The sequence below is a fragment of the Raoultibacter timonensis genome (assembly GCF_900240215.1).
In the GTDB taxonomy this organism is placed as follows: Bacteria; Actinomycetota; Coriobacteriia; order Coriobacteriales; family Eggerthellaceae; genus Raoultibacter; species Raoultibacter timonensis.
Genome location: NZ_LT964681.1, coordinates 237,101 through 251,065 on the forward strand (window position 1 = coordinate 237,101; position 13,965 = coordinate 251,065).

The 13,965-nt window shown below is 58.7% G+C and carries 11 protein-coding genes; 3 read left to right on the forward strand and 8 right to left on the reverse strand.

Annotated elements, in window-relative coordinates:
- Positions 1 to 3: 3 nt before the first annotated feature.
- The 6 genes from C1722_RS13200 to C1722_RS13225 form a co-directional block, all read right to left on the reverse strand.
- Positions 4 to 1,263, reverse strand: a complete 1,260-nt coding sequence (locus C1722_RS13200; RefSeq protein ID WP_219724317.1) for a GGDEF domain-containing protein — start codon at positions 1,261 to 1,263, stop codon at positions 4 to 6.
- Between the two features lie 284 nt (positions 1,264 to 1,547).
- A complete protein-coding gene (locus C1722_RS13205; protein ID WP_102379842.1) occupies positions 1,548 to 1,973 on the reverse strand; it encodes a Fur family transcriptional regulator in 426 nt (141 codons plus the stop codon).
- A 185-nt stretch (positions 1,974 to 2,158) separates the two neighbouring features.
- Positions 2,159 to 3,640, reverse strand: a complete 1,482-nt coding sequence (locus C1722_RS13210) for an ABC1 kinase family protein (RefSeq protein ID WP_244902581.1) — start codon at positions 3,638 to 3,640, stop codon at positions 2,159 to 2,161.
- Between the two features lie 193 nt (positions 3,641 to 3,833).
- Positions 3,834 to 4,250 carry a phasin family protein gene (locus C1722_RS13215; RefSeq protein WP_244386632.1) on the reverse strand — a complete coding sequence of 139 codons (417 nt, stop codon included), beginning with the start codon at positions 4,248 to 4,250 and terminating at the stop codon, positions 3,834 to 3,836.
- A gap of 312 nt (positions 4,251 to 4,562) precedes the next feature.
- Positions 4,563 to 4,901, reverse strand: a complete 339-nt coding sequence (locus C1722_RS13220; protein ID WP_102379844.1) for a P-II family nitrogen regulator — start codon at positions 4,899 to 4,901, stop codon at positions 4,563 to 4,565.
- Positions 4,902 to 4,917: 16 nt separating this feature from the next.
- A complete protein-coding gene (locus C1722_RS13225; RefSeq protein WP_102379845.1) occupies positions 4,918 to 6,192 on the reverse strand; it encodes an ammonium transporter in 1,275 nt (424 codons plus the stop codon).
- A 183-nt stretch (positions 6,193 to 6,375) separates the two neighbouring features.
- Here C1722_RS13225 and C1722_RS13230 point away from each other — a divergent pair, with 183 nt between their 5' ends.
- Positions 6,376 to 6,900 (forward strand): GNAT family N-acetyltransferase, encoded by a 525-nt coding sequence (locus C1722_RS13230; protein WP_341801924.1) that lies wholly within the window; start codon positions 6,376 to 6,378, stop codon positions 6,898 to 6,900.
- A 57-nt stretch (positions 6,901 to 6,957) separates the two neighbouring features.
- Positions 6,958 to 8,490, forward strand: a complete 1,533-nt coding sequence (locus C1722_RS13235) for a WD40/YVTN/BNR-like repeat-containing protein (RefSeq protein WP_146040689.1) — start codon at positions 6,958 to 6,960, stop codon at positions 8,488 to 8,490.
- A 91-nt stretch (positions 8,491 to 8,581) separates the two neighbouring features.
- Here C1722_RS13235 and C1722_RS13240 read toward each other — a convergent pair whose 3' ends face one another.
- Positions 8,582 to 10,018 carry a response regulator transcription factor gene (locus C1722_RS13240; RefSeq protein ID WP_180995254.1) on the reverse strand — a complete coding sequence of 479 codons (1,437 nt, stop codon included), beginning with the start codon at positions 10,016 to 10,018 and terminating at the stop codon, positions 8,582 to 8,584.
- Positions 10,019 to 10,240: 222 nt separating this feature from the next.
- Here C1722_RS13240 and C1722_RS13245 point away from each other — a divergent pair, with 222 nt between their 5' ends.
- A complete protein-coding gene (locus C1722_RS13245) occupies positions 10,241 to 11,902 on the forward strand; it encodes an FAD-dependent oxidoreductase (protein WP_102379849.1) in 1,662 nt (553 codons plus the stop codon).
- 183 nt (positions 11,903 to 12,085) lie between these two features.
- On the opposite strand, the gene dxs is transcribed toward C1722_RS13245, so the two are convergent.
- Complete coding sequence (gene dxs, locus C1722_RS13250; RefSeq protein ID WP_102379850.1) at positions 12,086 to 13,963, reverse strand: 1-deoxy-D-xylulose-5-phosphate synthase; 1,878 nt, start codon at positions 13,961 to 13,963, stop codon at positions 12,086 to 12,088.
- Between the last annotated feature and the right edge of the window lie 2 nt (positions 13,964 to 13,965).

The window sequence follows — 13,965 nt, forward strand, 5'->3', positions numbered from 1 at the left end:
CGCCTAGACCTCGCGATACCGTGCAGAAGCGGGATGGGACTCGTAATACACGCGTTTATCGGCGTACATCGCGCTATCGGCCCAACGCACGGCATCGTCCACCAAGCATGGAGTGCGCGCGTAGTGCACGCCCATGGCCATGGAGCACGCCTGGTCGGCGAGCTTGCGACGCGCTTCGGCAACCTGCTCGGCGAATTCGGACTCGCCCTTATCGAGCGCTACCGCGAGAAACTCGTCACCGCCCATACGGTACACGAGCGCATCGGAAAACGCTTCTTTGAGAATATCGCCCGCCAGCTTGAGCACCCGATCGCCCTGCGCGTGGCCTTCGTGATCGTTGATATCCTTGAGCCCGTTCAGATCGACGTACGCTACGCCGAATCCGCTTCGGGCTCCTTCGCCATCCAGCTTTCCGACATCCTCGATGAACCGATTGCGATTCGAGAGCTCCGTCATGGAATCGGTGTAGCTCAGCGTCTTGAACCGCTCCTTAGTCCGATAGCGTTCCAACTCGATCGAAAGGAAATACGAAAGGCTCGTAAAGAACGACTCGCAATGGTCGAGGTGGACCGCAGCCGGATTGTCGACGCCGATCGACCCGATCAGCTTGTCGCCGACGAGCAGCGGTGCGTCCACGACGCTCGCGATCCCTCGAGTCGAAAGCATTTCGTACTCGGCCGGTGCCGTTTCGCGCAGCTCCTCTACATCCTTCACGATCACGGTTCGCCGCCCTAAAAGCAAAGGGAGCCACTGTCCGACGAAATCCATTCCCACATCCTGCAGCCCATCGATCTGCGGAACAACCCCCTCGGCGCACCATTCGTGCGTGTTTCTGAACAATCTGCCGTCGGGCGAGACCTGGAAGATGTACACACGATCAGCCTCGAGGTACCGGCCGATCATCTCGAGAACCAAGGTCATATCGCCCGCGAAGCCATCGATGCTCTGCAGCTTCATCGCGCACTGTACAAGAAGCCGCTCGAGGCCGAGCTGAACCTCTAGGACCGACGATCGTTCGCGCTGCTCCGATACGTCGAATGCGACCTCGAAACGAGCCGAGCGCCCCTCCCAATCGACGAGCTTGTCTTTGAGAAGATAGTATTTTTTGAACTTCTCGTTGAAGTGATCCCAGGCGACGAATGCGTCGGCGTCGAGGGAATCGTTGTTGCAGAAGCCGCACGGCTCCGTTTTGTCGTGCAACGCCTCGTAGCACTTCATGCTGCGCCACTCGGGACCGACAAGCTTCCGCATCGGTTCGTTCATGTAAAGAAGATCGTGCGATTCGATGTCGCTTATGTAGACCAGTTCGGCTAGGGCATCGAAAATCTTGTACGGATCCGGCATTAAAACCTCGCAGAGAACCCCCCCCCAGCGATACCGCGCCGAGAGGAGTCCTTTTATCGATAGTATAAGTGTATAACATATATATAACGATATGCGGCATATTTTATCGAAAGCCGCCCCGTGAAACCGATGCGCAGGCAGCGCGAAACCCGTCGGCTGAAGTCGAGTGAAACCCCCGCTATCGAAAATCAGGGATATGCGAGCTACCGAGAATCCTTCTGGCATGAGGGGCAGGTGCCATCGAACATGATCTGGTGCCCCTCGATCTTGAACCCGTGAGCATCGACCACCTCGTCGGTCAAATCGAACCTATACGGCATGTCGATATCGAAGATCCGACCGCACTGCCTGCAGCGCGCATGGTAATGGGGCTCGTTGAAGAAATCGTAGCGATCGGCCCCGCCCGCCACCTCGACCCGCAGCACCTCGCCTTTGTCGGCAAGTACCCCGAGATTGCGATACACCGTCGCACGCGAGATGTTCGGATGCTTTGCCCGTACTTCTTCGTAGACATCGGCCGACGTGGGGTGTTCGTGCAGAGATTGCACCGCCTCCAAGACAAGGGCCCGTTGGATTGTATTGCGCGTAGCCGGCCTGCGCTCGCCGGTCTGGTTGGTCGCCAAAGCCATGGCCGCTTCTTTCTCTCAAACCCGCTCGACCGATACCGAGCCGCTCCATCGGACATTCGATCAGGCGGAGTCAAATCAGACATACATCCTATTAGGATTCTATATCGTTAAGATACCACGTGAACACGCCCGGTGCAAGCGCACGGGACGGCGTGCACCGCACGTACACATGTATCCAGCCGATTTTATTTCCTGCGCGCTATGTCGAATACGATCCACAGAGAAAGAACCGCTGCGCCCAGGTAGCCGAAAAAGGCCAGAACGGGCACCCCGAGCAAACGCGGTTCCATGGTCGAAAGGGAAAGCATGCTCGAACCGATGAACAAGCCCGCAATGATGAGCGCTATCGTCAAGCGGTTGACGATTTTGGAGATGCGCGCGAGCGGCGCCTCCGACCCCAACACCTCCATGTTCATCTTAAGCTGGCCGCGCGTGAGCATCTTCAGGGCGTCGCCCGAGTACGTAAGCGCATCGAGCGATCCGGTGGCCGAAGAACGAAGCGACCGGGTGAGATCCTCGAGCGCACGGATCAGCTCGTCCCGATCGCTTTTGCTGTGGCGGATATGATCGTTGATGATGGCGACGATGTTGAGGTTGGGAATGAACGGGCCGACCGTGCCCTCGATCGTCACGATCCCGCGCGAAACGCTCGTAATCGACGAAGGCAGCGTTACCTTGCATTGGCGCGTGAGCGCGAGGATATCGTTGAGAAAAGCACCGATGTCGATTTCCGACACATCGCACGAGCCGTAATCGGCAAGCAGCAGATCGAGGTCCGCAAGAAACCGCGTATGGTCGATAACCGCATTGTCTTTGGAAACGGCAAAGCGCATGAGCGCCTCTTTGAGTTCGGACGAATCGAGCTTGCCGACCGCTTCGATGATGTCGCCGAACCCGGCTCGATCCCGCGCAGAGAGCTTTCCCATATTGCCGAGGTCGATGTAGACGACCTTCCCTGCCCTGATGAGCACGTTGCCCGGATGGGGGTCGGCGTGAAAGAACCCATGATCGAGAATCTGCGTCGCATAGTTGTCGAGCATCTTGCTGCCGATTTCTTCGAGGTGATAGCCCTTCTCCATCAAGCCCTCGGTATCGTAGATGGGAATGCCGTCGATGTACTCCATGACGAGCACGTATTCGCTGCATAGTTCGGGATGCACCTTCGGGCAATCGATGAACGCAACGTCTTCGTTGAGACGCGCGAACTCGGCGAGATTTTCCGCTTCCCGTCGAAAATCGGTCTCCTCGAGAAACGTCGCCCACAACTCTTCGACAACATCGCGCAGGTCGAGCATCTGCTCGTCTTTCATGAAGCGAGCAGCCTGACGAGCGAGCATGCGCATGATATCGATATCGAGCGCCATCGTCTCCTTGACGCCGGGGCGCTGGATCTTCACCGCAACGATTTCACCCGATTCCAGCACCGCACGGTGAACCTGGGCCAACGACGCACTGCCCAAAGGCGTGGGGTCGATCGTCACGAAAATCTGCTCGCGAAGGCTCCCGAACTGCGCATCGAGCGCCGCGAGCATCTCGTCGAACGGCAAGGGTTCGCATGCCGTCTGAAGCTTTTCGAGCTCGTCGCAAAACGCCTTCGGGAGAATTTCCGAACGCGTCGAGAGCGTCTGCCCGATCTTGACGAAGCTCGGTCCCAGATCTTCGAGCATAGCCCGAAACTCCTCGGGCGAAAAACCGCGCAAAAACTTATGCTTCCGAAGAATGCTCGATATCTCGCGAAGCCTTTTCGCCCTCGTTTTCCGGTTCAGGTGGAAACGGTTCTCGGGGTCGATGCCCGCACCGGAACTGAAAAAATAGCGAAGAACCGTGTTGTCTGCCATGATCCCGAAGCGATACGATCAGTTACGCTGTCGGCGTCGAATCGTCGCCGTTCTCCTGGGACGCTTCCTGCGTTTCCGCATCTTCTGCGGAAACGGTTTCGGCAGTCGACACCGCCGAAGCGTCTCCGACGGCAGCCTCTTTCGCAGCCGCGGCCGCGTTTGCCTTGGCGGCAAGATCGGCTGCACGAGCTGCAAATTCGGTACGTTCTTCGGGGGTCATAGCGGCCATGCGCGCTTCAAGCGCGTCGTAGCGTAGCGTTGCCGCAACGTCCTCCGCCTTGTGCTTGAGCTCGCTGTTGATCTGCTTTCCCTGGTCGACCGTAATTTCGCCCTTTTCGATCAGCTGGTCGATAAGGTCCTTCGCCTTCTCGCCCGTGATCGCCATGGCGCCGACTCCGGCCAGGAAAATGTCTTTGAATCCGTCACCGAGGTTTGCCATATACGCCTCCTTCGAGTGTAGCGCAATCGGTCCGCAAGCGACGATGCGCATGCGGCATCTTTCATCTATGATGCCGCATGGCGCGCAAAAGCGCAATCAACGAAACTGCAGCAAAATCATGGGGCTCGCACCACCTTGCACGCGAACCCGAAAATGCCGCCGGAAGAGCAACCATGGCGAGCCGATCCCAGCTAAAAAACGGCAGGGGCCGAATCGCGGCAGAAAAAAGCGATCAGCCCCGCCGAAAACCCTGCTCGGCAGGACCGATCGTTCGCTTTTTCGGCAAGCGTTTGCCCCGTTGCGGCAAGCGCGCTATATCGCGTCGATGCCTCTCTCGCCCGTACGTATCCGGACGACCTCTTCGACGGGGAAGATGAATATCTTACCGTCGCCCACCTCGCCGGTCTTTGCCGTCTCGCAGATCAGGTCGACGACGGCGTCCACGCGGCTTTCGTCAACGACGATCTCGAACTTCACTTTCGGAACCATGTTGAGCATCACCTCCGTACCGCGGTAGTACTCCTTCCATCCGTGCTGGTTTCCGCATCCGTGCACCTGCGAGATGGTCATTCCCGAAACCTTTGCGGCAAAGAGCGCGTCTTTCAGAGGTTCGAGTTTTTCGGGACGGATGATCGCAGAAATCTTCTTCATATTCTCTCTCCCTTCGTTAATCGAGGCCGATGTATGCCGGATATGCGCTTTCGCCATGCTCTGCGACATCGAGGCCAGCGGCTTCTTTTTCCTCGCTCACGCGCAGGCTTCCCCTGAACAGCGCTTTGATGACGAACCCAAGAACGAGATCGGCAACCCCCACGAACGCGATGGTTACAAGGATACCGAGCACCTGCGAGCCGAGCAGCGAGGGGTCTCCCGTATAGAGCAACCCGCCGTAATCGGTCCAAGACAGCTCCGGTACGCAGAACAGACCGGTCAAGACGCCGCCCACGATGCCGCCGACGCAATGGCAACCGAACGCATCGAGCGCATCGTCGTAACCGATCTTCTTCTTGCAGAACGAGATGGCAAAATAGCAGACGGGCGAAACGACGAGGCCCATGACGATAGCGGCCCACGGCTCCACGAAACCGGCAGCCGGGGTTATGACCACCAAACCGGCAATCAGGCCGGTGGCAGCACCGACGAGCGTGGGCTTGCCCACCTTAAGGCGCTCGACGATCATCCAGGACACCAGCGCAGCACCCGACGCAACCACGGTGTTGACCAAAGCCAAAGCGGCAACGCCATCGGCAGCGAATTCGGACCCGGCGTTGAATCCGAACCAGCCGAACCAAAGAAGCGTTGCCCCCAATGCCACAAACGGAACGTTGTGCGGACGGTAGCTCATCATGCCAAAGCCCTTGCGGCTGCCCAAAAGAAGGCACAGGACAAGGCCCGTCAAACCCGAGCTGATATGCACGACATCGCCGCCTGCGAAGTCCAATGCACCGATCGCATCGCCGATCAGACTGCCGTCGCCGCCCCATACCATATGGGCTAACGGCGGGTAGACGACGATCGTCCAGACAGCAACGAACGCGCACACCGCACCGAACTTCATGCGCCCGGCAACCGCACCGGTGATGATGGCGGTCGTGATCATACAGAAAGCCAGCTGAAATACCACATCCGCAATCGCAGGGTACGCATCGTGACTCAGCGCTTCGGAAGCCCCGCTCGTCATGTTGGACACGAGCCCTTGCAAACCGATCTGGTCGAAGCCTCCGAAGAACGGAATCGAGCCGTCCCCACCGTACGCGAACGACCACCCGCACAGCGTCCACGTGATTCCCACAATGCCCATAACCGCAAACACCATGATCATCGTGTTCACCACATTCTTACGACGGCTCAACCCGCCGTAGAAGAATGCCAAGCCCGGCGTCATCAACAAGACGAGCATCGCGCACACGATCATAAAGCCCGTCGATCCTGAATCGTACATAAACCTACCTCCTTCGTATTCGATGCACATGGTTGATGATCCGATAGTCCCACGCCAAAAGCACGGCAGGCGGCGCATGTGAAACTGTTAACGGTTTCGAGAAAGTCTTTTAACAAACGCGAAGCCCGGGCGTTACAATACGGAAACACGACAAAACGGAACGCGCACCAAAGGGAGATGCCCATGAGATTCGAACCCGTCGGAACAGAAGATCAGATCAAGCAGCTTGCGGCTATGGCCGACGAGATCTGGCACGAATACTGGCCGGCACTTATCGGCGAGGACCAGACCGACTACATGGTCGAGCAGTTCCAGAGCTTCATGGCGCTTATCCGCGACATTCGCAACGGCGAATACGAGTATTGGTTCCTCGTCGACGACGAGTCGGGCGAAGACCGCTTCGTCGGTTACACGGGCGGCAAAGTGGAGCGGGAAACCAACCGATTCTTCATCTCGAAAATCTATCTGTACGCAAACGAGCGGGGCAAAGGCTACGCATCGCGCGTCATCCGCTTCTACGAGAGGCTATGCAACATGCGCAACCTCGATGCCATGTACCTCACGGTGAACAAGCACAACGACATTGCGATCCGCGCCTACGAGGCCAAGGGGTTCGAGACGATCGAGGCTGCCGAAACCGATATCGGCGAGGGGTTCATCATGGACGATTACATCATGGAGAAGGGCGTCGGTACCGAAAAAGCCTAGCAACCGCAGCCGGAATCGCATTCGTTCCGCCCGCACATGACCGTATACCGAGGCCCCTTGAAACGATCACCCTCACACTCTTCCCAAACCACCGCCCCGCACACGGGCAGAATCGTCACCTTCGTGCTCGGTGCGCTTGCGGTTCTGCTCGTTGCCGCCTTCCTTGCGCTGCGCTTCGCAGTCTACAGCCCTGCGACCATCGTACCTGGAGAAAATCTGTGTCTGATCGGATACTATCGTCTCGACGAGCAGGGGCTGGATGGATTCAAAGACCTGATCGAGCGATCAAAGGGCATGGCGGAAGAATACACGGTCGCATTTTTCGAAGCGGAACTCGACGAGCACGGCGCCGTTAAAACCTTCGCCCTTTCGCTCGACACCTTCGAAAACGGAGACTATTCGGGCGTAGCGGTCTACTCGTACGCCGACAGATCTCTGACCTACGATCCTCCCGCGCAAAACGGCTCGAGCCTCGTCAACGCCCCGAACCCCAACAGCACCCTGGACTATCTCAGCGAACAGCTGAAGAGGATTCCGCTTGCCGATCAGATGAGCGCAAGCGGTTTGGAGCGTTTTGTTCTGCAGTACCGACCCCATACTCTCATCGACGAAAACACGCCCATCTTCGACGGAAGGGGCAAAGATTCGTTTCCGATCCTCGATACCGCTCGGTACAACGCGGGCGAAGGCGGAACGAGCGACGGGAACACCAACGTCGTGTTTCGCCTCTATAACGGATGGAGTACCGTCGAAGGCCAGCAGTACCTCTATGTCTTCGACCCCCTTGAAGCCGAAACAGCCGAGGGCGATCCCGTGGCCATCATGCAGTGCGACTACGCCATCTCGGGCGGAACGCTCAAGTTCACAAAAACCCACGGACAGCGCTGGATCGAGTCGGACCTCACGGAAACCGAGCTGGCCGAAACCCTCGATTTCTATCGCAGCGGCCTCTATCTGCCCCCGGCAAGCGCGTTCATCTCACCCGACGACAGTCTGCCCATCGCGTACTTTTACGGCGGCGCACCCACCCTGAAGCTTACGTTCGACGAGGGGGAAACCTGGAGCACGGTTCCCCTCGCCACGGCGGCGGAATACGGGCGGGCAGTCACCAAACGCGCGATAGGGTTCGTTTCGCCGCAATTCGGCTATGCGGCTCTGGGAACCGATTGGTCGATGGGCGCTGGCGAGCACAAGATGTGCTACTTCACTTTCGACGGCGGACAAACGTGGAGCGCGAAGGGGCTTCCTCTCACCATGACAAGCAGTACGCTCGAAGATATGGCCATGGTCGACGAGCGGCAGGGAGTCGTCGCCTTGAGCTCGGGGCTCGACGGGTCTTACCCCTTGTTGTACGCCACCGCCGATACCGGCGATACGTGGAACAGCATCGAACTTCCTTATGAAAGTCTGCCTCCCGAGATCCAGTACCTCTCGAACGTGGACGGCATTTCATATCGCGACGGATCGTTCTTCCTCGTCATGGGCCAAGGCGATACCGGAACAATGAAAGCAACGTTCACAGCGACCGACCTGGTCGGACCTTGGCAGATCCTCGAGATAACCGAAGAGACGATCCACAACGTCGGATAGCCGACCCGATCAAGCTCCGGCGCCGAACGCCCGAAGAGGCGCGCTTCCATGCTCCATCTGCTACGGCAACCGCCTGAGCCATCCCATCGCCCTACAGCGCACCTTTTCCGGCGATACCCTGCAAGACGACGTCCATCAAGCTCTGCCGATCGTACACGCCGATCTTTCGATAGATGCTGCTGATATGGTGCTTCACTGTGCTCTCGGCGATGCATAGTTCCCCGCTAATATACGGCCCGCTTCTTCCCGCCGCCAAAAGCCCCAGCACCTCGCTCTCTCGGGGCGTCAGTCCGCAGGCCTCGGAAATTCGCTTGCAGTTTGCAGCTACGCCCTCCCCCGTATGCTCCATAGGCTGAGGGCGGTACAGCTTCATGAGATCGACCTGGGTGAACACAAGGCTTCCTACCGCTACGACGATCATCGCGCACACCGAATAAGCGATGAAACTCGTATCGGCAGTGAGCGTCGACGAGATAGTCAGCGCATACACCGAAGCGGATGCGATCGTCGTGCCGAGCCTCATGCCGAACAAGGCGAGACCGAAGCAGAGAGCCACCGGCTTTCGCGTTCTGAACGCGATATCGGTCGACACGAGCATGACGAGCATGTCGACACTGTATATCGCCAGCAGCATCAAACCGTTCCCCACAAACGCATACTCGGACGGCAAGATCGCCAGCAAGATCAAACCTATGGCGAACGAGGGGAGAATGGGCTTGTAAAGGGCGAAGGGCTCTGCTGCAGGCTGTACAACAACCATGTAGACAACCAAAAGCAGAATCGCCGCGCCCGCAATGACCAGCGAGCTCTGAATAGTCGTATCGGGAACCGTCCCCGATACGTTGAGGTAACGCTGCACGAAACCGTGTACCGCCCCGAGAGACACGACCGCCACCGCGATCCTGAGGGGAGAAAACGACTCCACCTCGAAATCAACTTGGGAAGGGCTTCTTTTCGGTTCCCGCTGCGACAACCTCAGGATAACCGTGGATACGATGGGGAACAGACAAGTCGTAAAACTTGCAACGGCGTGGGGTAAGGCGATAACGGCAAAGTAGAGAACGAAGGCGAACGCATACGAAGCATAGAGGTAACGACCGACCCGACCCGTTGCCAACGTCGACCAAAGCTCGCCCCACATGATGAGCAGCAGCGCATTGCCAGCCGAAAACACTGCCGCACATGCGATAAAGAGGGGGAAGAAGTCGCCGGGATAGGAAACGAGCGTAAACGAGCTCAGTCCCAGCGAGCCGACCGTAGCAAGCCCGCCTGCAAGCACATAGAAGACTTTTCGACTGCTGAACGGGCCGAAACGGCGGCTGAGCACGACAACGAGCAGATAGCTCGCCGTCGTTAGAATCGTAATGCAGAAAAACGGATTGAAGAGCGTAGCCGACATCGATCTTCCGGGAAGAATGATGTCGGAGCACATGGCGAGAACCCACCATGCCTGCCAAAAGCTGAACCCGAACAACCGAAACGATATGCGTCCGCCGGATTCAGATGCTTCTCTTGATTGCTTTCCCATCGCATGCACTCCATTCGGCACAACGAGTTCCCTTCCGATGCACAAGCATAGCAAAAACGGGTTCCGTGCGGGCCGAAAGCATATGGCACCATTCGTACCATATTGGCGTTTTCGGGCCGAATAGGCCAATCCGTACGTAGCCGAACCAAGATCGTTTTCGTAGGGTGGCATCGAGGACGCACGAGGGATGCGTTCGAAAGAGAGAATCAAGGAGGAGATCGTATGTCTCATGAACTGACTCGACGGGGCTTTCTCACCGGTGCTGCAGCGACGGGGGCCCTAGCCGCTATCGGCGCTGTAGCGGGATGCGCGCCCGCCAACGAGAAAGGCAATGCCGAACCCCAGCCGTCAAGCTCGAACGAAGCGGCAGGATCCGCCGAAAATGGCGGCTGGTCCTGGGATACGCCGCCCGCAGCGGTCGCCGAAAACGATATAGCCGAAACCGTCGAAGCCGATATCGTCATCGTCGGGGCAGGCATCTCGGGAGTAACCGCAGCGTGCCGGGCAAGCGAGCTCGGTGCAACGGTCGCGGTCGTCGAGAAGATGGCATTCCCGAGCAGTCGCGGCGGCCACTACGCCGCCTACCAATCGAAGGCCATGACGAAAGCGGGCATGACGAACGACCCTAAAGACCAGATCGTCGCAGATTGGCTTCGTTTTTCAGGCGATAGGACCAAAGAGGAACTCGCATGGCTGTTCATCGACCGCTCGAGCGAAGTAATGGATTGGCTCGACGACCTGTCGGGCGACGACCTCAACATCATCCCGATCTACACGCATTACGCGGGACCGCAGTACTACGAGCATATCGGCACCCATGTCATCAGGGGCGATTTTGCCGATAATGAAAACAAGATCAGCGCACCGGTCTATTTCATGTGGAAGAAGGCCGAAGAGAACGGCGCTGCGTTCTACTTCGACACGCCAGCCGAGCAGCTTGTCAAGGAAGGCGAATCCGTTACGGGCGTCATCGCCAAAGCCGCAGACGGCTACAAGAAGTTCGTCGCGAAGAAGGCGGTCGTCTTAGCCACGGGAGATATCTCGGGCGATGTCGAGATGATCGAAGCGTACGGAGACCATCTTGGCCTCAAACCCGTCGTCAACGCTTACACGCCTGCGGGGGCGAACACCGGTGACGGCCATAAGATGGGTATGTGGGCCGGCGGACGCATGCAGGAATACCCCGTTCCCACCATGATCCACCTCATCCGCTTCTGCGGCCTTTGCTTCGGATTCATGTACGTCAACGCCGAGGGAAAACGTTTCATGAACGAGGATACTTGGATCCAAGCGAAATCGATCCGCATCCTCGAACAGCCCGGCGGCGAATATGCGTGGAGCGTCTTCGACGCAAATTGGCCCACCGACGTTGCCGCATCCATCCCCCTCGGCGGCGGTCAGTTCTGGGACGACATGTCCCGCACCACCGAAGAGTGGAACCCCGAATCGGCCACCAAGGTCATCGAAGGCGCACTCGAAAGCGGCAACGCCGTCAAAGCGGATACGCTTGAAGAGCTTGCGCGGGCCATGGGCGTCGACGAGGCAGCGTTTCTCGCCGAAGTCGAGGAGTACAACAAGCTCTTCGCCCAAAAGGAGGATACGCGGTTCCATAAGCGCGCCGAGCTGCTTACCGAGATCAAGGAGCCCCCTTTCTACGCTCTCAAGTTCGGCCCCTCGCTCTTGGCCATGCCGGGCGGTTTGGAGATCAACGGCGAACTGCAGGTGCTCGATCAAAACGATGATCCCATCGCAGGCTTGTACGCCGTCGGCAACGTCTCAGGCGGGCGCTATGCGGTCGACTACCCGGTATTCATCAACGGCAATAGCCACGGATCGGCAATGACATGGGGCTACGTTGCCGCCGAGAATATCGTGAACGAATAGATCGAGGCATCGGGACGGCCGCTCGTGCGGCCGTCTTTTTATCGGAAGCCGCATCTTCGGTGCTTCGAAACCAAGAGGACCCCCAAGATAAGAGCATGGAGATCCTCGATGGACTAGCCTTTCGCCCCAGCAATGAGTCGGGCTTCGATACCCGCCTACGGCGGGGTTTCGGCATTCGGACTCCTAGCGCCCGAGCGCCTTCTTCACCGACTTCGCGATGCCTTCGCCATCGAGGCCCAGATCGCGCAGCAGAAGATCGGTTTTCCCCTGGCTGACGAACGCATCGTCGATTCCAAGCGTTACTGCGGGAACGTTCGCGCGCATCCGTGCAAGTTCGCCCAGAACGCCCTCGCCTGCTCCCCCGGAGATCACACCGCCCTCAATCGTGACGACAAGCGGCAGTTTCGCCGCCTTGCGGATGGCATCTACGTCGAGGGGCTTCACCCAGCGCATATCGACGACACGCACCTCGATGCCCTCGGCGGCGAGGATTCGCGCCGCCTCTTCGGCTCTGCCCACCATGCGCCCGAACGCGAGGATGGCCGCATCGGATCCCTCGCGCACAAGCCTGCTCTTGCCCAGCTCGAACGGCTCGGGTTCCGAGGGAATCTCGACGCCCTCGGCCTCGCCGCGAGGATACCTGATCGCAAACGGTCCGCCCATCGCAAGCGCCGTGCGCAGCGATCGGGTCAGCTCGGCCTCGTTTGAGGGCGCGAGCACCTTCATGTGGGGAATCATGCGCGTGTACGCGATATCGAACATGCCGTGATGGGTGGGGCCGTCTTCTCCGACGATACCCGCACGATCGATCGCGAATACGACGTTCAGCTCGGGCAGGGCGTTGTTGATGATCATCTGATCGAACGCGCGCTGCAAAAACGTCGAATAGATGGCCACCACGGGCTTCTTCCCGCCGACAGCCAAGCCGGAGGCGAGGCCGACGGCATGCTCCTCGGCAATGCCCGCATCGACGAATCGGTCGGGGTAGAGCTCGGCGAATTCGGCCAGCCCCGTCCCATCCTTCATCGCCGCCGTGATGGCCACGATATCGTCATCGTTTGCAGCTTCCGCAACGAGGGCTTTCGAGAAAACCGACGTGTACGAAGGAGCTTTGCTCGGCTTCTTCTTAACCTCGCCGGTTGCGATATCGAACGGCGATACGCCGTGGAACACTTCGGGAGAGCGCTCTGCCGGGCCGTACCCTATGCCCTTCTTGGTTACCACGTGCACCAGCACCGGCACATCGGTATCGATCACGTTGGCGAGCGTTTCCCTGAGAAGCGGGATGTCGTGTCCGTCGATGGGGGCCGTGCACAGAATACCGAGCTGCTCGAAGATCATGGAGCGAGGAATCACGAACTGCTTCATCGACTCCTTCATGTTGCGACCGAAGTTCGCCATGGCGTTGCCGAGCCAACCGCTGCTTTCGAGCTTCTCCTGCACCGAATCGCGCGTCTGGCGATACTGGCTCGACGCGCGCATGTAGCCGAGGTGCTTCATGAGGGCGCCGACGTTGCGCGAGATGGACATCTCGTTGTCGTTCAGGATGATGACCATGGGCGATTGCGCCTGGCCGATGTGGTTGAGCGCCTCGAACGCCATACCGCCCGACAGAGCCGCATCGCCGATCACGGCAACGATGCGCTCATGGGTACCCCGCAGATCGCGTGCAAGGGCGAGGCCAAGCGCCGTCGACAGCGAGTCGGAGGCATGACCCGAAGGATGCACGTCGTACTCGCTCTCGGTGGGCTTCGGGAAACCCGACACGCCGCCGTAGCAGCGCAGCGTATCGAACATGCCTTGGCGGCCGGTCACGAGCTTATGCGCGTAGGCCTGATGGCCCACGTCGAAGATGAGCTTATCGGTCGGGCAATCGAGCAGGGAATGTGCAGCGAGGATGATCTCGACGGCACCGAGGCTCGAGGCCACATGGCCGCCGGTTTCAGATGTAACGGTGATGATCTCTTCGCGGATTTCGTTCGCCAGAAGGGCGAGCTCCTCATCGGTAAGGAGCTTGAGGTCGCTTGGCGAGCTGATAATATCGAGAATACGGTCGTCCATGG